We start from the raw sequence: 22,278 nt of genomic DNA on the forward strand, positions 1-22,278 counted from the left end.
CCCCCCCCCCAATGTCAGAGCTTGCGATGATAGCTCCCCTTCACGGTTACCTACCTAACCGAACAGCCATCCATGCAGCAGCCGACCTGGCATGAGAGCAAAGGCGCCCGCTATCAGAACTCCGCCGACATAGACGCCAAGCATATGCGCCCGATGGGCGATAAGCTGATGCCGCCGTGCGGCCCTGATGGCCAAGGGGATGCACACCAGCACCACCGCACTGAAAATATGAATCAAGCCGAAGTGGCCGCCCAGACTCGGGCCGACCTGGGCAGGCATGAACAGGGCGATGATTGCCGTGCTCAGCATCAGTGCCACATAGATCCGGCCAAGCCCGCGGTGAGAGGGCGTCCCCTTTGCCCTCAGTAGCAGGTAACCGCCAATCAGGAAGGCGGGGACCACTGTTGCCAGATGAGCGTAAGCGAGGTGCAGGTAGGTGGGGTACAAAGTCTCCATCCTGCTCCCCTTATCCAGACCTCATTGATCGTCTCCATCTGGCCGCAGCAAGCTGTCGAAGGCGCCCGGCGCTATCACAATCTTTCGCTTTTTTCTCAGCTTGCTCACTACGGGGTCAAAATGCTGGAGGATATTCTGGTGTGCTTCCTGCAGCCAGTTCTCCGCCTGCTTCCACGCCTGGTCCAGACGGCGCTCTACCTCGCTGAACTCTTCTTCCATCTGCCGGCAATCCGAGAGGAAATGTCGCCAACGGGTGCGCTCAAGGGCAACCGCATTATTGAACAGGAACAGGTAGTTGGCTTCCCCATGCTCACTCGTATCCTTCATGAATACGGCAGGGCTATCGCGCACGAATGACTGGCTGAGTTCGGTCCAGCGCTGCTGGAGGTAGTGGAACCACTGCCGCTGCAACTCTTCTAGCTGTTGCTCCAGGCCACCGGCATCCACTTGCATGTCCCAGAGCACACCGTCCTTTTCCTGTTTGCCGTGGTTCTTACCGTGAACATACTCATGGGGCAGCAAACACTGGATCAGATCCCGCCCCTGTTCTTCAAGCTGATCCGTTATATGACTGGCCAACGAACTGAGGGTGGCGTAATGCAGCTTGCCATCGATGATCAGTCGTGCCCAACGGGAAAACCGCAGCGCGTAGTAGTCCCGCTGCTGGTAATCCTCAATCTCCCTGCCGTTCACTTCTTCCTGGAACAGGTAATCGTCAACGTCGTAATCATGCAAGGTGCCGAAGTCGAGCAGGCTGGCATTCTCAGCCATGGACTCGTTGAGCCAGATCATGTCTTCGCCGATACCGGTGGTGAGCAGTTTGGCCCAGTTGAGATGCTCAAGTTTCGACAGTGGCAGATCGCGCCATATTTTCCGGGCGTTTTCGGCGGTACAGGAGATATCCAGCAACTCACCGAGCAATACGGCGTCCACCCTTCTGCTGGCGGCCTCACCCATGGTCGCACGAAACCGCTCCTGCTGATCCGCTGGCCAGGAGTGATAAAGCGGTTCCGCCGCCATCAGGGCCTTGCGGGCTGCGACTTTTATTACATTGTCATCCATGAGCGACACCATTGAGTTTGTGAGGGTGGCGTGTGTTGTGATTCTGGCACGAATCCGAGGCGACGCTCACGCCTCGGCTTGAAATAGATCAAGTACATTTCTGATGGCCACGACCCAGTCACATTTTTGCATACCCATTTTGCATTGAGCTGTGCTTTCCGAAATGTTGACTATTCATATGCCGGCCGCATTCAGGCTTGCGATAACAAGCACAGGCATATTTCAGATAAGGGAGAAGCAAAAAGGGGGCAGGTATATTTTCCACAGGCCTGCACTGCTGTGCTCCTGATCCCGTCGGACCAGGTCTCAGCTGGCTGACAAGCGCGTGTCATCAATGGCACCAGTAACAAGTCCGGTCAAACGAGTGGTTGGTCAAACGAAGAAAGAGCGAGGTATCGATCGCCAGGCCGTTTTCCTGGATCATCGATGTCATGCGGAAACCTGCACCTGCCTGATGAGTATGCAAGCCATAAAGCCCAAAGGGGAGCTTCCGCTCCCCTAATGGTTGTTCTTGTTTTTCTTGAGCTGTTTCTTGTTCTTTTGAGCCGGTGGCAGTGCCACCCTGAAACCCGTCCCGGGTTGTCTAAAGCAAGCGGATTGTTTTGGATGCGCAGGAAAGTCGCTTCCCATTCTCCAAAAAAATCAGTTTGCTGCACTCGCACGTTTTGTTCTTGTTGTGTGTGGAGCTGAATCTTGTTTTTGTTATTGAGTTTTGCGCTTCGCGTTATTATTTTTGTTGTGCTTAATACAAAGCAGGTTACGTGCCAGCTTTAAATATTTGATAAAAATCAATGCCTTATGTAAAAGCAGCAATATCAGAGCCAGCCCTCCATGGGGTAAGTGCTACCTTTCACCCCACTTGAGTGTTACCGAATGTGCGAGCGGTAGCAGAAAAGGGGTCAGATAAGCGCTGGCATCCAGAGGCACCCCTTACCCAGACCTTATTGATCGTCTTCATCCGGCCGCAGCAAGCTATCGAAGGCACCCGGCGCTATCACAATCTTCCGTTTTTTCCTCAGTCTGGTCACCCTTGGGTCATAGTTCTGCAGGATGTTCTGGTGGGCTTCCTGCAACCAGTTTTCCGCCTGTTTCCACGCCTGCTCCAGATGGCGTTCCACCTCGCTGAACGTTTTCTCCATCTGCCGGCAATCCGAGAGAAACTGCCGCCAACGGGTGCGCTCAAGAGCTACCGCATTGTTGAACAGGAAAAGGTAGTTGGCTTCACCATGCTCACTCGTATCCTTCATGAATACGGCAGGCGCATCATGCGTGAATGACTGGCTGAGTTCGGTCCAGCGCTGCTGGAGGTAGTGGAACCACTGCCGCTCCAGTTCCTCGAGCTGTTGCTCCAGGCCACCCGCATCCACTTGCATGTCCCAGAGCACACCGTCCTTTTCCTGTTTTCCATGATTCTTGCCATGAACATACTCATGGGGCAGCAGACGCTGGATCATGTCCTGCCCCTGCTCTTCAAGCTGATCCGTTACATGAGTAGCCAACGAGCTGAGGGTGGCGTAGTGCAGTTTGTCATCGATGATCAGGCGCGCCCAACGGGGAAACCGCAGCGCGTAGTACTCCCGTTTCTGGTAGCCCTCGATCTCCCTGCCGTTCACCTCTTCCTGGAACAGGTAATCGTCAACGTCGTAATCATGCAGGGTACCGAAGTCGAGCAGACTGACATTCTCGGCCATGGACTCGTTGAGCCAGATCATGTCTTCACCGATACCGGTGGTGAGCAGTTTCGCCCAGTTGAGGTCGTTGACTGCTGACAGGGGCAAGTCACGCCAGACATCTCTGGCATTTTCAGGGGCGCAGGCCATGCCCTGCAGTTCGCCGAGCAACACAGCATCCACCCTGTTGCTGGCGGTCTCGCTCATGGTCGCGCGAAATCGCTCCTGCTGATCCGATGACCAGGAGTGATAAAGAGGTTCCGCCGCCATCAGGGCCTTGCGGGCTGCTGCTCTTATTGCATTGTCATCCATGGGCGGCACCATTGAGTTTGTGAGGATGGCGTGTGTGTTGTGATTCTGGCATAAGCCCAGGCGACGGGCAGGAAACCCAGCAACCTGTCCAGAACACTGAAAACCATGTCCCACTATGGCATTGTCGACCTTCACAAAGAGAACAACCAGGTGCGGCCGGTAGCCAGAGCGACTGCATTCCAGATCATGACAGCCTGAGAATCAGCTGCGACAGCGGCCAGGTTCCAATGCCATATACCATCTCCACCCGCGTCATTGCGAGCCGCGTAGCGGCGTGGCAACCCACGGGGCTGGCAATCCAGTGTTGGCGGGGGCTCGGTGTTCATGGATTGCTTCGTCCTCCGGACTCGCAATGACGCGGTTCTGCTCAGATACATTCTCCCAGAACAGTGCATCCAAGCTTTTAGCCATATCGGTGAATGGCGTAGCGCAGGCGCGCTACACCCCATACCTCACCGAAGCAACAGCGAACGGACAGCAAAGGGGCAGCAACAGGCACTCCAGGGCTGAATTAAACGGTACGGCGCTCTATACTCCCTGCATCTTGCTTGCCAGGAATGAAAGGAGACACCATGCCAATATCCCCTGGTCGCAGACTGCTGGCGCTGCTGACACTGGGTTCCCTTACCGCATTCGTCTCTCTTGGTGCCCAGGCACAGCCGCTGGCGCTGGACTTTGAAGAAGCACAAGAGCGCCTCTCGCATGTCTCCGATGCCCTGGCCAGCTCACGCAGCCAGGTGGAGAGCCGTCGCCAGTTGGCCGAGGCCAGCCGCAGTTTGTCCTACCCGGATGTCTCCATTGACATCCGCCGCCTGCACTTCCAGAAAAGCCTCAAGCTTCCACTGGGTTCGCTGGAGCCGGTAGCTGAGGCCTTCGATATCTCCAGTCCGCTGGAGTTCGCAGAAAAGGATTGGCGTACCCGCCCGATCGTGACGGCGACGATGCCGGTCTGGACTGGTGGGCAAATCAGCGCTGCCAAGGCCGCCGCCAATGCAGCGGCGGACGAAGCCGACGCCCTGCTGGCCCGCGCCGGCCAGGATGAGACCGTGCAACTGGTGGAGGCCTACTTCGGGCAGCAGTTGGCGCAACAGGTTGTCGCGGTGCGACTGGAGGTTCGCAACGGCTTGCAGGAGCATTACGAACATGCGCGCAAACTGGAGCATGAGGGTTTTGCCACTCGCGCCCAGCTGTTGCAGGCGCAGGTGGCACTGGATAATGCCGAGCGCGAATACCTCAAGGCAATCAATGACCTGCGCGGTGCTGAAGCGGCACTGGCCGGCCTGTTGCGCAGTGAGGTTCCCATTCAACCCTTGTCGCCGCTGTTTGTAGTACAGGCACCGCTTGAACCCGTTGAATATTTTGTCGAGACAGCAGTGCGCCAGCACCCCGGCCTGGAGCAATTGCGCGCGGTAGGCGAGCAGGCCCGGCAAAAGGTTCTGGCGGAACAGGCCAATTGGAAACCGCGGGTGTATCTGTTCGGCCAATATGACCTGAAACGCGAAGATGCACTGCTCACCGAATCCGACTGGGCCTTTGGGGTCGGGGTGAGTTACACGCTGTTTTCCAATACCGATCGCCATCGCCAGGTGGGTGCGGCGCGCAGTCAACAACTGCAGGTGGAGCACGGTTTGCGCGATACCGCCGTCAAACTGGAAATTGGTGTGGCACGCGCCTGGCTGGCAGCCGACAGCGCGCGCCAGCAATTTACCCTGCTGGAAAGTGCCCTGGACAGCGCCGAAGAAAACCTGCGCTTGCAGGGCTTGTCGTTCCAGGAGGGGCAGGCAACCTCCCTCGATGTGATCGATGCCCGCCTCCAGCTGGGCAAAACCCGCACTGATCGCGCGCTGGCAGCCTGGGAGTTTGATCTTGCCTTGATTCAGTTGCTGGATGTCAGCGGACAGACCAGCCGCTATAGCCATTACCTTCGCCAAGCCGACAAAGTGCTTCCACCATGACCAATACCCGCTCTGCCCTCCCTCGCCTGCTGTTACTGCTGGCTGTTTCACTGGCGCTGGCCGTCGTCATTGTCGGGCTCTGGCTGGCCTTTCGCACCACCACAGGATTGGTACAAGGCATGGCCGACGCCGATTCGGTCAAGGTATCGGCAAAGATTCCGGCCCGGATTGCCGAACTGCATGTGCGCGAAGGTGAACGCGTCACTGCCGGGCAGCATCTGTTCACCCTCGACAGCCCTGAGGTGGAAGCCAAATTCCGCCAGGCCACGGCAGCACTGGATGCGGCCCGCGCCCAGGCGGAAAAGGCCAGCGAAGGGGCGCGCGTGGAGCAGATCAGTGCCGCCGAGGCCAACTGGCAGCGGGCAAAAGCCGCGTCGGACCTGGCGCGGACGACGGCCGTGCGCCTCGATCGTCTGCACAGTGAAGGCGTGGTTACCCGTCAGCAGCGCGATGAGGCCCTGGCCCAGGCAAGCGCCGCCGAAGCCCTGACCAGGGCTGCACGCGCGCAATACGACGAGGCCCTGGCCGGTGCCCGCCGCGAAGACAGGGATGCGGCCGACGCCCAGGTACGCCAGGCCGAAGCAGCGGTAGCCGAGGTCACCGCGGCTCGCGATGAAGCCCTGGGACTGGCGCCCGCCGCCGGCGAAGTCAGCAAGCGTCTGGCCGATGTGGGCGAGCTGGTACCTGCCGGTTATCCGGTGTTCACGCTGGTGGATATCGACCACATGTGGGTGTCCTTAACCCTGCGGGAAGATCAGTTTGGCGCGGTGGGCATGGGTCACGCACTCAAGGGCGATATTCCTGCATTGGCGCTGACCGGGGTTGATTTTGAGGTGTACTTCATCAACCCGGCGGGCGATTTCGCCACCTGGCGGGCCACCCGGCAGTCGGCGGGCTACGATGTGAAAAGCTTTGAAGTGCGCGCCCGACCGGTGGAACCGGTTGCCAATTTCCGTCCGGGCATGAGTGTGCTGTTTCCGTGGCCACAACCCTGAACGGAGCCGCCACCGGCTTTCGTGCATCGCTGCGCAGCTCGGCGCAACGCGAGTGGCGGTTTCTCTGTCACTCGCCCTGGGATATGGCCCTGATTACCTGGATTCCTTGGCTGACCATGATCCTGTTCGCAGCGATGTTCTACAGCGCCGTGCCTCGTGCGCTGCCGGTTGCCGTGGTGGATGACAGTCGCGGCCCGGTCAGCCGCGAGTTGATCCGCGCGCTGCACGCAGCGCCGGCATTGGACGTGCGCTCGCATCCACTGGATCTGCATCAGGCCTGGCCGCTGGTGCGTGCCATGCAAGTAGATGCGGTGATACATATTCCCGCCGATACCGATGATCAGATCCAGCGCGGTCAGCCCGCAACCCTGTTCGCGTTTTATAACGCCGCACTCACCACCGCGGGCGCCTCTGCTTTTCGTGATATCGATGCGGCGGTGAAAAGTCTTTCCGGTCGGATTGTGCTGGAACACACCGCCCTGCAACAGGGCGTGGATATCTTGAAGCCCGCCCCGGTCAGCGCCCAGGTAACCGTGCTGTTCAACCCGGCGCGCAGCTTTGAACAATTTCTGCTGGGCTTGGTGCTGCCTGCGGTGCTGCATCTGATGTTGTGCGTGGCCGTCACCAGTGCCTGCTGCCGCGAGCTGCGCGATGGCACTGCCGGACACTGGCTGGAGACATCTGGCGGCAACCTGCCGGGCGCCATTCTCGGCAAATGGCTGATCTATATCCTGGTGTTTTCCCTCTATGGTTTTGCCGCAGTGCTGTGGATGAGTGTCATTCGCGGTGATGGTATTGCCGGCTCACTGATGGCGCTGCTGGCAGGCCAGGTGCTGATGTACACCGCCTACGCCGCCATCGGCTTGCTGTTGTCCGGCGTAATACGCAATATGGGCACCGCCTTGTCGGGCGTCGGCCTGTACGCCGGCACCTCGCTGGCTTTTTGCGGCGCCACCTTTCCCATCGACGGCGCATCCCTGTTCGCCCGCACCTGGCACTACCTCCTGCCCTTTACCAGCTATGTGAAACTGGATGCGGCGGAACGCTATCTGGCGGCGCCGGCGACAGTGACCTTCACCCATCTGGGAGCGCTGGTGTTATTTATCGTGATACCTGGGGCCATCGGTTATCGTGCTTACCGCCAAGCGGTTCTCGATCCTTCCACCTGGGGGCAGCGATGACCCACACCGCCATGCAAAAAAATCGCGCTGCTTTTGTGGAGGCCTTTGTCAGCACCTTTCGCGCTGTTTTTACCGATCGCGCCGTGGTCATGGTGATGGTCGGTGCCGTTATTCTTTACTCATTCTTTTATCCCACGGGATACCGGCAACAGGTGGCCAGTGAACAACCGGTCGTGATTGTCGATCAGGATCGCACATCCCTGAGCCGGGAACTGATACACCATATCGAGCGCGTCAATGCCGTGCATGTGACGGCCCTGATGGCCAGCGAAACGGAAGCCGCCGCCCAGGTTGCCGCCATGAAGGCCGAGGGTTTCGTGGTCATTCCCCAGGGCTTCGAGCGGGATATCCTGCGTGGCGACCAGGGGGACATTGCCATTTATGCCAGCGGCGCCTGGCTCGGGCAGGCCAACACCGTGCTCACCGGGCTGGGCGATGCCATCACCGGTTTTGCCCGCGAAGCGGCGGTCAGGCAGGCCGCTTTCGCCGGAGCCGCAGCACAGCCGCCGTTGCATCTGGTGCAGCGGCCACTGTTCAACACGCGGGAAGGCTACGGCAGTGCGCTGGTCACCGGTGTGGCCGAACTGATCGTGCAGCAAACCCTGTTGATGGGCATTGCAGTGATGGCAGGAACCCGTCGCGAACGCAGGGGACAATTGTTTTTCTCCGGCACCCAACTGATTGGCATTGCCAGCGCCTGCCTGCTGATCGGCTTCACCAATATGCTCTACTACGCCGGCTTCATGTTCTGGTATCAGGATTACCCGCAAGGCGGCAACTTTCCGGGCCTGCTGGTGGGCGGGCTGTTATTCATTGGTGCGGTGGTGGCCCTGGGTCTGTTCATTGCCAGTTTCTTCCGCACCCGCGAGCGGGCCTACCAGCTTATTCTGGTTACCTCCCTGCCCTTCTTCTTCCTGTCCAACCTCTCCTGGCCGGCCACATCGACACCGGGATGGCTGCTGTGGCTGGCCAAGCTGTTGCCATCGACACCGGGCATCAACCTCATGGTCAAGTTCAACCAGCTGGGCGCCAGCTTTGCCGAGGCCGCATGGGAAATGGTGAATCTGCTGGTGTTGATCGTTGTGTTCGGCGTGTTGGCCTGGTGGCGGTATCGTCGGTCATCCTGATTACCCGTGACGAGGACGTCATCACACCGCTGGCGTAGCGCAGGTGCGCTACGCCCCGACCGGTCTCTCACGGTAATACAGTGCGCAGCCCCTCACCAGGGATGCAATTCCCCATTCCACTTGAAGAAACTGCCGCTGGTCTCCAGGGTCAGCTTATCGACGACGTTCTTGATGCCGGCGGCGCTTTCCTGCGGGGTGATCTCGGCATTGGGGCCACCCATGTCGGTCTGGACGTAGCCGGGATGGATGGTGGCGACGCAGACGCCCTTGGCCTTGAGGTCGATCGCCAGGCTCAGCATCAGCCTGTTCACCGCGGCCTTGGTCGCGCCGTAGGCGTACATGCCTCCGCGATCCCAGGTGGAGGCGGCGATCTGGGTGCTGACGGTCATCACCTTGCCCTTGGCCGCCAGCAGGTTGGGCAACAGCGCCTGGGTCAGGCGGAACGGGCCGATGGTCATGACCTCGAAGGCATTGCGCCAGTCGGCAAAGTCGTCTTCGGTGAATGTCGTGTTCGCCAGACTGTCGATCCTGCCACCGATGATGCCGGCCACGTTCAGCAGTACATCGACCGGGGTGTCACCCAGAATCTGCGCCACTGCATCGATGGATTGGCCATCGGCCATGTCGATGGGGTGCAGGGTCAGTTGTCCGGCAGACGTGGTGGCGATCTGCTTGAGCTCCGCCGCCTGATCGGGGTTGCGGCACAGTGCATGGACGCGGTCGCCGCCGGCCACGTAGTTCTTGACCAGGGCGAGGCCGATGCCGCGGTTGGCACCGGTAATGACGATATTGGCCATGTATTGCTCTCCAGGCTTTGAAAAAGTAGGTGGGGTACTGCAGTAGCCAGGCAGGAGGATGACGCAGGCCAGGACGTGCCCTGGCCTGCCATCGGTCAATCAGATGCCGCGCATCTGCTCCTCGGCGTCCAGATCCTCTTCCAGCAGTTCGTCCTGCCGGTCCGGGTCGGTAGTTGCCGGGGCGGCTGGCTGCGGCGTGGCGCGTTTGCTGCGCAGTTTGCCGAACAGGCTGGTGAGGGCGGCGTGGAGTTTCTCGACAGCGCCATCGACCGCGAGGTTGACCGAGTCGGCCTTGTGGCTGACCGAAATCGGTGCCTGGCCCCGGGGACGTGCTTCGATCTGGCAGCGCTTGTCCTGGGCGCCGGCCTTCTCGCCGTTCTCATCGCTGATATGCACCGTTATCCGGGTCAGTTCCCCGTCGAAGCGCCCCACCTTGCTGGAAACGCTGGCGGTCACCCAATCTGCCAGTCGGGCGCTGCCGTCGATACGGTTATCGCTATGAACCTGAATTTGCATAAGCCTTCCCTCTTCATAACTTGATTCGGAAACCCGCATGAAACTCGTGGCGGTATGCTCAGCCTACGCCATTTGGCAGCGTTTGGGGAAAGATCAGCTGTTTCATGTATCTCAGAAAATGCATCGGCCGTGACTCGCTCATTCCGCCGAACGGTCGCCCGCTGACACTCCCTTGTAACCTGCATCCGGTTAACTGCCCGCCTGTGACATTCGGCTTCTTCGAGGTGTATGACATGTATGCAGAAAAGGCGGTGGTGCGCGTGCACGGCGATTTGAAAGTGCAGACGCGTTTCTATCCCCACCCGCACAGCAGCAGCACCATCATCCTGGTCAACGGCTCCCTGGCTACCAGCGCTGCATTCGCTCAGGCGCTGCGTTTCCTGTGCCCGTTGTTCAACGTGGTACTGTTCGATCAGCCCTATTCCGGCGCTTCGCGGGTACACAACCGCTCCCAGGCGATGCTGGGCAAGGAGGACGAAGCGCTGATTCTGCTGGATCTGATCGAGCACTTCCGCGCTGATCAGGTGATGTCGTTTTCCTGGGGTGGGGTGTCGACCCTGCTGGCCCTGGCGCAGCGGCCTGCACGGATCAGGCGGGCGGTGATCAGTTCGTTTTCACCGGTGCTTAATGCGCCGATGATGGACTATCTCAAGCGCGGCCAGGAGTACATGGCCGCCTGTGACCGTCATCAGATCGCCACGCTGGTGAACGAGACCATCGGCAAACATCTGTCGCCGTTGTTCAAGCGCTGCAACTTCCGCCATGTATCGACGCTGGAAGTGCATGAATACGCGCAGATGCTGCATCACATCCGCCAGGTGCTGAGCCTGGATACGGATCGCTACATGCAATGCGTGGGCAATGTGGATGTGCCGCTGCTGTTTCTCAATGGCGAACTGGATGAATACACCACACCCACCGATGCGCTGTATTTCGCTGATCTGGCCAAGCGCTCCGAGTACGTGACCATCCGCAATACCGGCCATTTTCTGGAAATGGAACATCAGACCGCCTGGGAGGATGTGCGCCAGGCGGTCGAGCGGTTCCTCTTAGCCGCGGACCGGGTAACCGGTCTGCGGAAAGCAAGCTGACAACGGTTATTGCGGCGTGTCCGCTCCGTCACTGGGCGGCGGAGTGGAGCCCGGCTGGGTGCCGTATTCGGTGCCGAGGCCGTCGTCGGGATCGGGAGTAGTCGGCGGCGGCATGTCGCCGCTGTTCGGCGGCAAGGCATCATCCGCGGGATCGACCGGCGTGCCGTAGGCTTCGTCTGCGGGTACGGCGGGGGGTGTGGTGTCGACTGGGCGATTGGGCTCGTCATCACCGCAGCCAGCAAGCAGCAGGGCGAACAACGGTATGCAAAGGTAAGTCAGGCGCATAAGGGTTTCTCCAGGTTGAGGGGCCTCCCGGATTTCGACCCTGGCTGCTGCACCAAAGTGCAGTGTTTTTTTATTACCGCACCCACGCCCTCGTTTTATAGAGGGCGCAGGACGAATGAAGCCCCGGCTCAGGGATTCATCGAGTCGAACACACCCTCCTCCCGATCCGCCGCTTCGGCGCGCAGCTTGATCAGTTGCTTGATCTTGCGGTGCGGGAATACGTAGAACTGGTCCTTTTCCACCGCCTTGAGGGTCATTTCGGCGATCTCGTTGGCCGGGATGCGACCGTGCTCGACGGCGTACTTCAGTGCGGCGGCGCGCTTGAGTGCCATTTCGCTCTTTTCCACCGTCTCGCCCTTGTCCGCCGGGCGGTTGCGATCGGACTGGTGAATGCCGGTGGGGAAGAACGCCGGGCACAGTACGGTCACGCCGACATTGGCCTGGGCATCTCGCAGGTCCAGTGCCAGGGTTTCGGAAATCGCCACCACCGAGGTCTTGCTGACGTTGTAGATACCGCTGCTCGGGCCATTGAGCCAACCGGCGGCGGAAGCGGTGTTGATGATGTGCCCTTCGTTCTGCTCGATCAGCATCGGCGTGAAGGCCTTGATGCCCCAGACCACGCCATACAGGTTGACGCCCAGCACCCAGTCCCAGTCATGCACGGTATTCTGCCAGATCGGGCCGTTGACGCTGACACCGGCGTTGTTGAAGATCAGGTGTGCGCCGCCGAAGCGGCTCTTGCACAGTTCGGCCAGTTCCTGCACCTGCTCCAGCCTGGATACATCCAGACGCATGGTGGCCGACTCGGTGCCCGGATGCGCTGCTTCGACCAGACGCAGGGTTTCCTGCATGCCGGCCTCGTCCACATCACCGAGTACCAGTTTCATGCCACGTGCCGCGCAGCACAGCGCCAGTTCACGACCCAGCCCGCTGCCGCCGCCGGTGATGACTGCGACCTTGTTGTTGAATTCCTGCATGCCTGAGTTCTCCTGTTGGGGCGCTGGCTGTCGTCTGTTGTCGTCCCGCGCAGCGCTGTTGATGCCGATTGCCGGAGCATGCCGCGCCCGCCCGGTGCCCGCCAGCGCTATGTGCCTGGTTGATCAGGGTGCAGCAGCCGTATTTATTTTGTGGCGGGTGCTCCCACCCGCTTGCCCCGCACAAGGTCAAGTTACCTCACCGGCATTTTCTGGCGTAGCCTGTAGGTTGCCGCCATTGACCGGAGTAGCCCATGTTCAAGCTTGCCCTGCTCGCCCCCGTTCTGCTGCTGGCCGCCTGTGCCCAGCCGGTGCAGCCACCGCTGGGCAATGAACTGGCCCGGGTAACCCTGGAAAATACCGCGCGCGGCTCTCTGCAGGCATACCGCCTGGATGGCAACCTGATTCGCCAATTGCGCTTCCCCGATCTGCCACCGGGGCCACACCGGCTGGAGGTACGCTACCAGTTCGAGGTGCCGGGCAGCAGCTCCGGCATGGGAGAGCGGCTGTCGGGATCGCACTGGCGCCGCTGCATCCTAGCCCTGGACGGTGATTTCAGCGCCGGCGAGCGCTACCGGATCAGCGCCTGGCGCCTGGGCTGGCGTGCCCATGCCCGGTTGGAAAATGCCGCCGGCGAGCAACTGGCGCGGGCGCAGGTGCTGCGTTGCGGGCCAGGGGTTTGAGCCAGCCGACAAGACGTCCCGGCCGTCTCGCCTCTACGGAGTGTAGCGCCCCGGTCCACGCTCGGGCGCTACGCTTGGAATGTCATGGCGTGAGTTCGACGGTACAGTTTTTTACCGGCTCCAAGGCGTAGCGCAGGCGCGCTACGCCCCGTTCCCGTGCCATCGGTACCCGACGGTTCCCGCGCTCCGGCGCTTACAGTAAACTGGCGCCCTGCCCCGTCCGGCTCCGACCTCCGGACGGGAGTCTTCCACTATTGAACCGGAGCATCACATGTCGATTTTCAAGCGTCCGCTGGCCGTGCTGGCTGGTATCTGCATGGCTTTTGCCAGCAGCTTTTCCTCTGTTCACGCCGCTGATGCCAAGGTTCTGCGCGTCTCGGCCATCCCCGATGAGGCACCCACCGAGCTGCTGCGCAAGTTCGAGCCGCTGGGCAAGTACCTGGAGCAGGAACTGGGCATGCAGGTGCGCTTCCAGCCGGTGGCCGATTATGCCGGTGTGGTCGAGGCGCTCGGCGCCGGGCATCTCGACCTGGTGTGGCTGGGCGGCTTCACCTTCGTGCAGGCGAAACTGCGCACCGGCGATGCCATCCCACTGGTGCAGCGCGAGCAGGATGAGGTGTTCACCAGCACCTTCATCACCGCCGACCCGCAAATCACCAGCCATCAGGATCTGAAAGGCAAGAGCTTCGCCTTCGGCTCGGTGTCATCCACCTCCGGGCATCTGATGCCGCGCTACTTCCTGCTGCAGGATGGCATCGAGCCGGACAGTTTCTTCAGCCGTACCGCCTTCTCCGGCGCGCATGATGCAACCGTTGCCTGGGTCGAGGCTGGCCGGGTGGATGCCGGGGTGCTGAACACCTCGGTGTGGGAGAAACTGATCGAGGAGAACAAGGTCGATACCGCCAAGGTGCGCGTCTACAGCGTCACCCCGACCTACTTCGACTACAACTGGACAGTGCGCGGCAACCTCGAGGCGCAACTGGTGCAGGACATCAAGGCGGCGTTCCTCAAGCTCGACCCGGAAAACCCCGAGCACAAGGCCATTCTCGACCTGCAGCGCGCCTCCCGCTTTGTCGAGACCAGCCCCGAGAACTACCAGGGTATCGAAGAGGCAGCCCGCTCCGCCGGCCTGCTGCAGTGAGCATACGGCTTGATGGCGTGGGACTGACCCACGCCAACGGATATCAAGCCCTGCAGCAGATCGACCTGAGCATCGTCAGCGGCGAGCGAGTCGCCATTATCGGGCCGTCGGGGGCGGGCAAGACCAGTCTGCTGCGGCTGCTGGGCACCGGCCTGATGCCCAGCGCCGGGCAACTGCAACTGCTCGGCGAACAGCCCGCTACCCTCCGTGGCCGCGCCCTGCGCCGGCTGCGCGCGCGTATCGGTCTGATTCATCAGAGCCCGCCACTGCCACCCCGCCAGCGCGTGGTCACTGCGGTGCTGGCCGGCCGCCTCGGCCAATGGTCGCTGCTGCGGGCGCTGGCCTCGCTGTGCTATCCGCTGGATGCGGCCGGTGCTCGCGCCGCGCTGGAGCCCCTGGACCTGGAAGACAAGCTGTTCACCCGCTGCGATCAGTTGTCCGGTGGCCAGCTGCAGCGAGTCGGTATCGCCCGGGTGCTGTACCAGCAGGCTGATCTGCTGCTGGCCGATGAGCCGGTGTCGGCCATGGACCCGGTGCTGGCCGAACATACCCTCGGCTTGTTGAGCCAGCTCGCCGAGCGACGCAAGCTGACCCTGGTCGCCAGCCTCCACGCGGTGGACCTGGCGCTACGGCACTTCCCCCGGGTGATCGGCCTGCGCGACGGCCGGGTGCTGTTCGATCTGCCGGCAGCCGAGGTCAGTCAGACCCACCTGGCGCAGTTGTACGTCAACGACAGCCTGACCGGACACACTCCCCCCCGGCCCTCAGCCGAGTCGGCGCAAACCGAACAGGCGCCGCGCCGATGCACCTGAGCCGTGCCAAGGCCGATCCGCGGGATCCGGCTGCCCTGCCGCGTCTGCTGCTGACCGTGCTTGCCATTGTGCTGCTGTGGCCAGGGCTGGTGCTGACCGAGTTCAAGCCGGCCACGCTGGTTGAGTCGCGCAACCTGGATGTATTCGCCCGTTTCCTGGCTGGCTTCTGGCCGCCGGACCTGTCCTCCGACTTTCTCCGGCTGCTGGGCCGCGCGACGCTGGAAACCCTGGCCATGGCCACCGCCGGGCTGGCTCTGGCACTACTGCTGGCAGTACCGTTGAGCCTGCTGTGCAGCCGGGCGCTGTCGGTTTCGGCACTGTTGACCGGGCGACCGGCCTGGCTGGCCGATATGCTGCGCTATCCAGCGCGTCTGCTGCTGATCCTGCTGCGCAGCATTCCGGAGATCGTCTGGGCGCTGCTGTTCGTCCGCGCCGTCGGCTTGGGGCCGACCGCGGGGGTCCTGGCTATCGCCATCACCTACAGCGGCATGCTCGGCAAGGTCTATGCGGAGATCTACGAGTCGGTCGACCAGCGACCAGCCCGCGCCCTGCTGCAGGCCGGCAGCTCACGGTTGGCGGCGTTCTGCTACGGCATCCTGCCGACGGCAGCGCAGGAACTGACCTCCTACACCCTGTACCGCTGGGAGTGCGCGGTGCGCGCCTCGGTGATCATGGGCTTTGTCGGTGCCGGCGGGCTGGGGCAGATGATCGATCTGTCGATCCGCATGTTCGCTGGCGGCGAGGTAGTCACCATCCTGCTGACCTTCCTGCTGCTGGTGCTGGCAGCCGACCAGCTCAGCAGTCTGTTGCGACGGCGGCTGGCATGAAGCGGCATATCGAGGCGCTGTTCTGGTTGACGCTGGTCGGCGCTGCGCTGGTGTGGTCGTTCAACTGGCTGCAACTGGACCTGGTCCGCCTGCTGCGCCAGGACAGCCTGCAGCAGATGGGCAGTTATGCCGGCTCGTTCTTCCCCCCGGATACCTCGCCAACCTGGCTGCGGCAGATTTTCAAGGGTGCGCTGGAAACCCTGGCGATCTCGGCCATCGGCACCCTGCTCGCCGCCCTGGCTGGTGCCGCGCTGAGCCTGCTGGCCGCCGGCCGCCTCGGCATGCTGGCCAAGGCCATGTCCCGGCTGCTGCTCAATGCGCTGCGCTCGGTACCGGAGCTGGTGTGGGCGGCGCTGATGGTGCTGGCCGCCGGGCTCGGCCCCTTCGCCGGCACCCTGGCACTGGCGCTGCATACCACCGGGGTACTGGGCCGGTTGTTCGCCGAGGCCCTGGAAAACACCCCACCCGGTCCGGCACTGGCACTGCGCCAGGCCGGGGCCGGACCCGTGGCGGCATTCTGTTACGGCACTCTGCCAGGGGTGTTGACGCAGTGGCTGAGCTATACCCTGTACCGCTGGGAGAACAATATCCGCATGGCTGCGGTACTGGGCTTTGTCGGTGCCGGCGGGCTGGGGCAGATGCTCTATTTCACCCTCAGCCTGTTCCAGCAATCCCGTGCCGCCAGCGTGATTCTGGCGATGCTGGTACTGGTGCTGCTGGTCGATGCGCTGAGTGCCTGGCTGCGCAACCGCCTGGGCTGATCTCGGGTTGTCGAGCCCCTGCTCGACGACAAGCTCCCTGCCCGCTGGGGGGTCGGCGTAGCGCAGGGGCGCTACACCCCCAGGTTAGCCCCCGCTCGACGACAAGCTCCCTGCCCGCTGGCGGTCGGCGTAGCGCAGGGGCGCTACACCCCGGTAACCCCACTCAGTCACGCTCCTGCACCAATACCCAGGGCCGAATGACCACCGCCCACAGGTTGTCCGGGTTGCGTTGGTGCCAGTCGGCGGCCTGGGCATCACTGGCATTGGCCAACTGCCCCTGCTCCATCCAGCCCTTGACCGCGGCGCTGTCATCGTCGATCAGGGCCTGGGCAGCACTCACCAGATCCAGCGCGCGATCCACCACCAGCAGTTCGCCACGGGCAAAATGCGGCTCCAGGTCTTTCCATTCAATCCGGGCGGTGGCGCCGAGAATCGCGGCATAGGTTTCGCTTGGGGCGGACATGGCTTGTGTTCCTTCAGTAAATTGATCCAGCGCATGGTAACCATCGCAGCCCGACATGCAATATCTCCATGCCACATCTCCATGCGACCAAGGCAGAGGTTGGCTGTATCGCACCGGCTCCGCTACAGTTCATTACACAACTCCAATAACATGAGTGAGCAAAGGGTATGAAAAAGACACATCGAAAAGCTCTTTCCCAGTTTCTGGCGATCACCACTCTGGCCGGGGTCAGCAGCCTTTCGCTGGCTGCCGACACCATCAAGATCGCACTGGCCGGTCCGGTTACCGGGCCGGTGGCGCAGTATGGCGACATGCAGTTCACCGGCGCCAACATGGCCATCGAGATGATCAACAAGGCCGGCGGCGTCAACGGCAGCCAGTTGCAAGGTGTGGTATTCGATGACGCCTGCGATCCGAAGCAGGCGGTCGCCGTGGCCAACCGTATCGTCAACGCAGGCATCAGCTTCGTGGTCGGCCACCTTTGCTCCAGTTCCACCCAGCCGGCCACCGACATCTACGAGGATGAAGGCATCCTCATGGTCACCCCCGCCGCCACCAGTCCGGACATCACCAACCGCGGTTACGAGCTGGTGTTCCGCACCATCGGCCTGGACAGTCTGCAGGGTCCGACCGCCGGCAAGTACATCGTCGAGCAGGTCAAGCCGAACAAGGTCGCGGTGATCCATGACAAGCAGCAGTACGGCGAAGGTATCGCCACCGCGGTGCGCAAGGTGCTGACCGAGGCCGGCATCGAGGTGCCGATCTTCGATGGCGTCACCGCCGGTGACAAGAACTTCTCTTCGCTGATCGCCCGCCTGCGCCAGTCCGGGGTGGATTTCGCCTATTTCGGTGGCTACCACCCGGAACTCGGTCTGATCCTGCGCCAGGCCCGCGAGCAGGGGCTCAATATCCCCTTCATGGGTCCCGAAGGTGTGGGTAACAGCGATATCAGCGCGATTGCCGGTGATGCCGCCGAAGGCATGCTGGTTACCCTGCCCAAGGCCTTCGACGAAGACCCGGCCAACGCCCATCTGGTGGAAGCCTTCAAGGAACGCAAGCAGGACCCGCGCGGTCCCTTCGTGTTCCCCTCCTACGCAGCGGTACAGGTGATTGCCGACGGTATCCGCCTGGCTGAAAGCACCGACCCGGCCGAGGTCGCCGAGGCACTGCGCAACAACACCTTCGATACCCCCACCGGCAAGCTGGCGTTCGATGAGAAAGGGGATCTGAAGGACTTCAACTTCGTGGTCTATGAATGGCATGCAGACGGAAGCAAGACGGCACTGACCGAGTGATTCCACCCGCCCCGGGCCCGGTGAGGTTCACGCCGGGCCCGCTGTCAAGGATGTCGCCATGCCCGACTCGTTCTACTACCTGTTGCAACAGCTGCTCAACGGCCTGACCGTCGGCAGTACCTATGCCCTGATCGCCATCGGCTACACCATGGTCTACGGCATCATCGGCATGATCAACTTCGCCCATGGCGAGGTGTACATGATCGGCAGCTACATCGCCTTCATCGTGCTGGCCGCGCTGGCATTGATGGGCATCGAGTCGCTGCCATTGCTGATCATCGGCGCGCTGGTGGTCAGCATGATCGTCACCAGCGCCTACGGCTACAGCATCGAGCGGGTCGCCTATCGCCCGTTGCGCGGCGGCAACCGGCTGATTCCGCTGATTTCCGCGATCGGCATGTCGATCTTCCTGCAGAACCTGGTACGTCTGGCCCAGGGCTCGCGGGATATCGCCATGCCCAACCTGGTGCGCGGCGGCCTCGATATCGGCCCCTCCACCGGCTTCCACGCCACGCTGTCCTACATGCAGATCGTCATTTTCGTGGTGACGCTGATCAGCATGACGCTGCTGACCCTGTTCATCACCCGTTCACGCATGGGCCGTGCCTGCCGCGCCTGCGCCGAAGACCTGAAGATGACCAACCTGCTGGGCATCAACACCAATGCCATCATCGCCCTGACCTTCGTCATCGGCGCCGCGCTGGCGGCGGTGGCCGGGGTGCTGCTGGGCATGTACTACGGGGTGATCAATCCCTATATCGGCTTCATGGCCGGCCTGAAGGCCTTCACAGCCGCCGTGCTTGGCGGTATCGGCAGCATCCCCGGCGCGGTGCTCGGCGGTCTGCTGCTGGGGGTGGCCGAGGCCATGACCTCCGGCTATTTCAGCGCCGAGTACAAGGACGTGGTGGCCTTCAGCGTGTTGATCCTGGTGCTGCTGTTCCGCCCCAGTGGCATTCTCGGTCGCCCGGAGGTGGAAAAGGTATGATGCGCAACCTCAAGCCTGCCCTGATTTCCGCCGTGGTGGTGGTGATTCTCAGCGGCCTGCTGATGGGCATACGCCTGAGTCAGCAGGGCACCGGCCTGGTACTGGTGGGTGCCGGCGCAGATGTGGCGGTGAAGATCGCCGGCGCTGCGCTGTTCATCTTCCTGTTCAACCTGTTCCGCGATCACCTGACCAGCCTGTGGTTGAAGGTGCCCGCCCTGCCCCGCACACCGGCGGCGTTCAGCATCCTCGCCGCCCGGCCGGCGGCACACCGGCTGTTCTGGTGTTTCCTGATCGCCGCCGCGCTGATCTGGCCGTTTCTGAGCAGCCGCAGCAATATCGACCTGGCTACCCTGGTGCTGATCTACGTGATGCTCGGCCTGGGGCTGAATATCGTGGTCGGTCTGGCCGGGCTGCTGGATCTCGGTTATGTCGGCTTCTATGCCGTGGGCGCCTACACCTACGCACTGCTGTCGATGTATTTCGGTATCGGCTTCTGGACCGGACTGGTCGCCGCCGGGGCCATGACCGCGCTGTTCGGCTTTCTGCTGGGCTTTCCGGTGCTGCGCCTGCGCGGTGACTACCTGGCCATCGTCACCCTGGGCTTCGGCGAGATCATCCGCATTCTGCTGAACAACTTCACCAGCCTGACCAATGGGCCCAATGGCATCGGCAACATTCCCAAGCCCGACCTGTTCGGCCTGGAGTTCAGCCGCCGCGCCAGCGAGGGCATGCAGACCTTTCACGAGTTCTTCGGTATCCAGTTCAACTCGGTGCACCGGGTGATGTTCCTGTACTTTCTCGCCCTGCTGCTGGTGCTGCTGACCCTGTTCGTCATCAATCGCCTGCTGCGCATGCCGGTGGGCCGCGCCTGGGAGGCATTGCGCGAGGATGAGGTAGCCTGCCGCTCACTGGGCATCAACCCCACCGCGGTCAAGCTCAACGCCTTCACCATTGGCGCGACCTTCGCCGGGTTCGCCGGTTGCTTCTTCGCCGCGCGCCAGGGCTTCATCAGCCCAGAATCATTCACCTTCATCGAGTCGGCGATCATCCTGGCGATCGTGGTGCTCGGTGGCATGGGCTCGCAGTTGGGCGTGATCCTGGCGGCTGTCATCATGACCCTGCTGCCGGAGATGGCACGCCAGTTCGATGAGTACCGTATGCTGCTGTTCGGCCTGCTGATGGTGCTGATGATGATCTGGCGGCCCCAGGGCCTGCTGCCGATGAAGCGTCCGCACCTGGAGTTGAGAACATGAACGCCACGACTCCCCTGCTGGATGTTGCCGGCCTGTGCATGCGCTTTGGTGGCCTGCTGGCGGTCAATGAGGTGGCGCTGCAGGTCCATGAAGGCCAGATCGTCTCGCTGATCGGCCCCAACGGTGCAGGCAAGACCACGGTATTCAACTGCCTGACCGGCTTCTACAAGCCCAGCGCCGGCAGCATCCGCTTTCGCGGCGAGGAGGTCAGCGGCGTGCCCGGCTTCAAGCTGGCGCGCAAGGGCATGGTGCGCACCTTCCAGCATGTCCGCCTGTTCAAGCAGATGAGCGTGGTGGAGAACCTGCTGGTAGCCCAGCATCATCACATGAACACCAATATGCTCGCCGGATTGCTGAAGACACCGGGCTTTCGCCGCAGCGAGAAGGAAGCACTGGAGCGCGCGGCGCACTGGCTGGAGCGTACCGGGCTGCTGGAGTTCGCCAACCGTACCGCCGGCACCCTGGCCTACGGTCAGCAGCGGCGCCTGGAGATCGCCCGCTGCATGGTCACCCGACCGTCCCTGCTGATGCTCGACGAACCCGCCGCCGGGCTCAATCCGCGCGAGACAGTCGACCTGCAGGAGCTGATCGCCGAGCTGCGCAGCGAGCATGGGCTGACCATCCTGCTGATTGAGCACGACATGAAACTGGTGATGGGCATTTCCGATCATGTGGTGGTGATCAACCAGGGCTGCCCGCTGGCCGCCGGCACGCCGGAGGAGGTCTGCTGCAACCCGGATGTGATCAAGGCCTACCTGGGAGAAACCTGAAGCATGCTGTCGTTCACCGAGGTCAATACCTTCTATGGCAAGATCCAGGCGCTGCACAATGTCAGCCTGGAGGTACAACAGGGCGAGATCGTCACCCTGATCGGCGCCAATGGCGCGGGCAAGACTACCCTGCTGATGACCCTGTGCGGTGATCCCGGTCCGACCAGCGGCAGCATCCGCTACCATGGCGAGGAACTGGCCGGCATGGACACCTGCGACATCATGCGCCGGGATATCGCCATCGTGCCCGAGGGCCGGCGGGTGTTTTCCCGGCTGACGGTGGAGGAGAACCTGGCCATGGGTGCCTTCTTCCTCGACCGGCAGCAGATACAGCCACAGCTGCAGGCCACCCTGGAACTGTTCCCGCGCCTGAAGGAGCGCTACCAGCAGCGTGCCGGCACCATGTCCGGCGGTGAGCAGCAGATGCTCGCGATCGGGCGGGCACTGATGAGCAAACCCAAGCTGCTACTGCTCGACGAACCCTCGCTGGGCCTGGCACCGATCATCATCCAGCAGATCTTCGAGATCATCGAGGAATTGCGCCGCCAGGGAGTGACCATCTTCCTGGTCGAGCAGAACGCCAACCAGGCACTGAAACTGGCCGACCGCGGCTATGTGATGGAGCACGGGCATATCCTCATGCAAGGCAGCGGCGAGGAACTGCTGGCCAACCCGCAGGTGCGGGAGGCCTATCTGGGGGCGTGAAGGTCGCTTCGGACGCCACCCCGCTTCAGCGATGCTGAAGCCCGTCGTCGAGCCGGCGCTCGACAACCCGAAGCAGGGCTGAGCCGGAAGCAATATCGGGGTGTAGCACGCCTGCCCTACGCCAGCGAACTCCCGGCCGTTCCAGCAGCAGCCGTCGTCGAG

Annotated in this window: 23 protein-coding genes; 15 read left to right on the forward strand and 8 right to left on the reverse strand. The window is 62.0% G+C overall.

What is annotated here, in order from left to right; genetic code table 11:
* Nucleotides 1-54 precede the first annotated feature (54 nt).
* From CQ007_RS14020 to CQ007_RS18955, 3 genes are all read right to left on the reverse strand, one after another.
* Nucleotides 55-456 carry a DUF2306 domain-containing protein gene (locus CQ007_RS14020; protein ID WP_105646464.1) on the reverse strand — a complete coding sequence of 134 codons (402 nt, stop codon included), beginning with the start codon at nt 454-456 and terminating at the stop codon, nt 55-57.
* Nucleotides 457-477: 21 nt separating this feature from the next.
* Entirely contained in the window at nt 478-1,518 is a 1,041-nt protein-coding gene (locus CQ007_RS14025) for a hypothetical protein (protein ID WP_105646465.1), read from the reverse strand.
* A 941-nt stretch (nt 1,519-2,459) separates the two neighbouring features.
* Complete coding sequence (locus tag CQ007_RS18955) at nt 2,460-3,635, reverse strand: hypothetical protein (protein ID WP_218278887.1); 1,176 nt, start codon at nt 3,633-3,635, stop codon at nt 2,460-2,462.
* Nucleotides 3,636-4,072: 437 nt separating this feature from the next.
* On the opposite strand from CQ007_RS18955, the gene CQ007_RS14040 reads away from it, so the two are divergent.
* The 4 genes from CQ007_RS14040 to CQ007_RS14055 are packed head-to-tail and all read left to right on the forward strand — an operon-like array spanning nt 4,073 to nt 8,758.
* On the forward strand, nt 4,073-5,455 hold the full coding sequence (locus CQ007_RS14040) for a TolC family protein (RefSeq protein WP_105646467.1): 1,383 nt from the start codon (nt 4,073-4,075) through the stop codon (nt 5,453-5,455).
* Nucleotides 5,452-6,450, forward strand: a complete 999-nt coding sequence (locus CQ007_RS14045) for an HlyD family secretion protein (protein WP_105646468.1) — start codon at nt 5,452-5,454, stop codon at nt 6,448-6,450. Before CQ007_RS14040 ends, CQ007_RS14045 begins: the two co-directional genes overlap by 4 nt.
* Nucleotides 6,435-7,631 carry an ABC transporter permease gene (locus CQ007_RS14050; RefSeq protein ID WP_105646469.1) on the forward strand — a complete coding sequence of 399 codons (1,197 nt, stop codon included), beginning with the start codon at nt 6,435-6,437 and terminating at the stop codon, nt 7,629-7,631. The genes CQ007_RS14045 and CQ007_RS14050 overlap by 16 nt, the downstream gene beginning before the upstream one ends.
* 11 nt (nt 7,632-7,642) lie before the next feature.
* A complete protein-coding gene (locus CQ007_RS14055) occupies nt 7,643-8,758 on the forward strand; it encodes an ABC transporter permease (RefSeq protein WP_105646566.1) in 1,116 nt (371 codons plus the stop codon).
* A gap of 92 nt (nt 8,759-8,850) precedes the next feature.
* Here CQ007_RS14055 and CQ007_RS14060 read toward each other — a convergent pair whose 3' ends face one another.
* Entirely contained in the window at nt 8,851-9,555 is a 705-nt protein-coding gene (locus tag CQ007_RS14060; protein ID WP_105646470.1) for an SDR family oxidoreductase, read from the reverse strand.
* Between the two features lie 99 nt (nt 9,556-9,654).
* Nucleotides 9,655-10,071 carry an HPF/RaiA family ribosome-associated protein gene (locus CQ007_RS14065; RefSeq protein WP_105646471.1) on the reverse strand — a complete coding sequence of 139 codons (417 nt, stop codon included), beginning with the start codon at nt 10,069-10,071 and terminating at the stop codon, nt 9,655-9,657.
* A gap of 233 nt (nt 10,072-10,304) precedes the next feature.
* Here CQ007_RS14065 and CQ007_RS14070 point away from each other — a divergent pair, with 233 nt between their 5' ends.
* Entirely contained in the window at nt 10,305-11,162 is an 858-nt protein-coding gene (locus CQ007_RS14070; RefSeq protein ID WP_158256779.1) for an alpha/beta fold hydrolase, read from the forward strand.
* 6 nt (nt 11,163-11,168) lie between these two features.
* Here CQ007_RS14070 and CQ007_RS14075 read toward each other — a convergent pair whose 3' ends face one another.
* Together CQ007_RS14075 and CQ007_RS14080 are read right to left on the reverse strand one after the other, a co-directional pair.
* Complete coding sequence (locus CQ007_RS14075) at nt 11,169-11,447, reverse strand: hypothetical protein (RefSeq protein WP_105646473.1); 279 nt, start codon at nt 11,445-11,447, stop codon at nt 11,169-11,171.
* 128 nt (nt 11,448-11,575) lie between these two features.
* Nucleotides 11,576-12,424: an SDR family NAD(P)-dependent oxidoreductase gene (locus CQ007_RS14080; protein ID WP_105646474.1), complete on the reverse strand. Its 849-nt coding sequence runs from the start codon at nt 12,422-12,424 to the stop codon at nt 11,576-11,578.
* Between the two features lie 251 nt (nt 12,425-12,675).
* On the opposite strand from CQ007_RS14080, the gene CQ007_RS14085 reads away from it, so the two are divergent.
* From CQ007_RS14085 to phnE (CQ007_RS14105), 5 genes are all read left to right on the forward strand, one after another.
* A complete protein-coding gene (locus CQ007_RS14085) occupies nt 12,676-13,104 on the forward strand; it encodes a hypothetical protein (protein WP_105646475.1) in 429 nt (142 codons plus the stop codon).
* Between the two features lie 277 nt (nt 13,105-13,381).
* Nucleotides 13,382-14,245 (forward strand): putative selenate ABC transporter substrate-binding protein, encoded by an 864-nt coding sequence (locus CQ007_RS14090; RefSeq protein ID WP_177424367.1) that lies wholly within the window; start codon nt 13,382-13,384, stop codon nt 14,243-14,245.
* Nucleotides 14,242-15,057 (forward strand): phosphonate ABC transporter ATP-binding protein, encoded by an 816-nt coding sequence (locus CQ007_RS14095; protein ID WP_105646477.1) that lies wholly within the window; start codon nt 14,242-14,244, stop codon nt 15,055-15,057. The genes CQ007_RS14090 and CQ007_RS14095 overlap by 4 nt, the downstream gene beginning before the upstream one ends.
* Complete coding sequence (gene phnE, locus CQ007_RS14100) at nt 15,048-15,884, forward strand: phosphonate ABC transporter, permease protein PhnE (protein WP_105646478.1); 837 nt, start codon at nt 15,048-15,050, stop codon at nt 15,882-15,884. The genes CQ007_RS14095 and phnE (CQ007_RS14100) overlap by 10 nt, the downstream gene beginning before the upstream one ends.
* Entirely contained in the window at nt 15,881-16,645 is a 765-nt protein-coding gene (gene phnE / locus CQ007_RS14105; RefSeq protein WP_105646479.1) for a phosphonate ABC transporter, permease protein PhnE, read from the forward strand. Before phnE (CQ007_RS14100) ends, phnE (CQ007_RS14105) begins: the two co-directional genes overlap by 4 nt.
* 163 nt (nt 16,646-16,808) lie before the next feature.
* Here the strand turns inward: phnE (CQ007_RS14105) and CQ007_RS14110 are convergent, their stop codons facing one another.
* Complete coding sequence (locus CQ007_RS14110) at nt 16,809-17,108, reverse strand: DUF2288 domain-containing protein (protein ID WP_105646567.1); 300 nt, start codon at nt 17,106-17,108, stop codon at nt 16,809-16,811.
* Between the two features lie 167 nt (nt 17,109-17,275).
* On the opposite strand from CQ007_RS14110, the gene CQ007_RS14115 reads away from it, so the two are divergent.
* Genes CQ007_RS14115 through CQ007_RS14135 form a run of 5 tightly spaced genes read left to right on the forward strand, consistent with a single transcriptional unit; the run spans nt 17,276 to nt 22,116 of the window.
* Nucleotides 17,276-18,403: a branched-chain amino acid ABC transporter substrate-binding protein gene (locus CQ007_RS14115; protein ID WP_105646480.1), complete on the forward strand. Its 1,128-nt coding sequence runs from the start codon at nt 17,276-17,278 to the stop codon at nt 18,401-18,403.
* A gap of 58 nt (nt 18,404-18,461) precedes the next feature.
* Nucleotides 18,462-19,388, forward strand: a complete 927-nt coding sequence (livH, locus tag CQ007_RS14120) for a high-affinity branched-chain amino acid ABC transporter permease LivH (protein ID WP_105646481.1) — start codon at nt 18,462-18,464, stop codon at nt 19,386-19,388.
* Nucleotides 19,385-20,641 carry a high-affinity branched-chain amino acid ABC transporter permease LivM gene (locus tag CQ007_RS14125; RefSeq protein WP_105646482.1) on the forward strand — a complete coding sequence of 419 codons (1,257 nt, stop codon included), beginning with the start codon at nt 19,385-19,387 and terminating at the stop codon, nt 20,639-20,641. Before livH ends, CQ007_RS14125 begins: the two co-directional genes overlap by 4 nt.
* Entirely contained in the window at nt 20,638-21,411 is a 774-nt protein-coding gene (livG, locus tag CQ007_RS14130) for a high-affinity branched-chain amino acid ABC transporter ATP-binding protein LivG (protein WP_105646483.1), read from the forward strand. The genes CQ007_RS14125 and livG overlap by 4 nt, the downstream gene beginning before the upstream one ends.
* A gap of 3 nt (nt 21,412-21,414) precedes the next feature.
* The gene (locus CQ007_RS14135; protein ID WP_105646484.1) at nt 21,415-22,116 is read left to right on the forward strand and encodes an ABC transporter ATP-binding protein; all 702 of its coding nucleotides are present in this window, start codon (nt 21,415-21,417) and stop codon (nt 22,114-22,116) included.
* The last annotated feature ends 162 nt before the right edge of the window (nt 22,117-22,278 follow it).

It is taken from the genome of Pseudomonas sp. MYb185 (assembly GCF_002979975.1).
In the GTDB taxonomy this organism is placed as follows: Bacteria; Pseudomonadota; Gammaproteobacteria; order Pseudomonadales; family Pseudomonadaceae; genus Halopseudomonas.

Excerpts from the sequence above, each read along its gene's own strand:
- CQ007_RS14070 (WP_158256779.1), top strand. The coding sequence starts at position 10,305 with ATGTATGCAGAAAAGGCGGTGGTGCGCGTGCACGGCGATTTGAAAGTG.
- CQ007_RS14125 (WP_105646482.1), top strand. The coding sequence starts at position 19,385 with ATGATGCGCAACCTCAAGCCTGCCCTGATTTCCGCCGTGGTGGTGGTG.
- CQ007_RS14085 (WP_105646475.1), top strand. The coding sequence starts at position 12,676 with ATGTTCAAGCTTGCCCTGCTCGCCCCCGTTCTGCTGCTGGCCGCCTGT.
- CQ007_RS14055 (WP_105646566.1), top strand. The coding sequence starts at position 7,643 with ATGCAAAAAAATCGCGCTGCTTTTGTGGAGGCCTTTGTCAGCACCTTT.
- CQ007_RS14110 (WP_105646567.1), bottom strand. The coding sequence starts at position 17,108 with ATGTCCGCCCCAAGCGAAACCTATGCCGCGATTCTCGGCGCCACCGCC.
- CQ007_RS14065 (WP_105646471.1), bottom strand. The coding sequence starts at position 10,071 with ATGCAAATTCAGGTTCATAGCGATAACCGTATCGACGGCAGCGCCCGA.
- CQ007_RS14040 (WP_105646467.1), top strand. The coding sequence starts at position 4,073 with ATGCCAATATCCCCTGGTCGCAGACTGCTGGCGCTGCTGACACTGGGT.
- phnE (WP_105646478.1), top strand. The coding sequence starts at position 15,048 with ATGCACCTGAGCCGTGCCAAGGCCGATCCGCGGGATCCGGCTGCCCTG.
- CQ007_RS14045 (WP_105646468.1), top strand. The coding sequence starts at position 5,452 with ATGACCAATACCCGCTCTGCCCTCCCTCGCCTGCTGTTACTGCTGGCT.
- livH (WP_105646481.1), top strand. The coding sequence starts at position 18,462 with ATGCCCGACTCGTTCTACTACCTGTTGCAACAGCTGCTCAACGGCCTG.
- CQ007_RS14025 (WP_105646465.1), bottom strand. The coding sequence starts at position 1,518 with ATGGATGACAATGTAATAAAAGTCGCAGCCCGCAAGGCCCTGATGGCG.
- CQ007_RS14115 (WP_105646480.1), top strand. The coding sequence starts at position 17,276 with ATGAAAAAGACACATCGAAAAGCTCTTTCCCAGTTTCTGGCGATCACC.
- CQ007_RS14075 (WP_105646473.1), bottom strand. The coding sequence starts at position 11,447 with ATGCGCCTGACTTACCTTTGCATACCGTTGTTCGCCCTGCTGCTTGCT.
- phnE (WP_105646479.1), top strand. The coding sequence starts at position 15,881 with ATGAAGCGGCATATCGAGGCGCTGTTCTGGTTGACGCTGGTCGGCGCT.
- CQ007_RS14135 (WP_105646484.1), top strand. The coding sequence starts at position 21,415 with ATGCTGTCGTTCACCGAGGTCAATACCTTCTATGGCAAGATCCAGGCG.
- CQ007_RS14080 (WP_105646474.1), bottom strand. The coding sequence starts at position 12,424 with ATGCAGGAATTCAACAACAAGGTCGCAGTCATCACCGGCGGCGGCAGC.
- CQ007_RS14060 (WP_105646470.1), bottom strand. The coding sequence starts at position 9,555 with ATGGCCAATATCGTCATTACCGGTGCCAACCGCGGCATCGGCCTCGCC.
- livG (WP_105646483.1), top strand. The coding sequence starts at position 20,638 with ATGAACGCCACGACTCCCCTGCTGGATGTTGCCGGCCTGTGCATGCGC.
- CQ007_RS14020 (WP_105646464.1), bottom strand. The coding sequence starts at position 456 with ATGGAGACTTTGTACCCCACCTACCTGCACCTCGCTTACGCTCATCTG.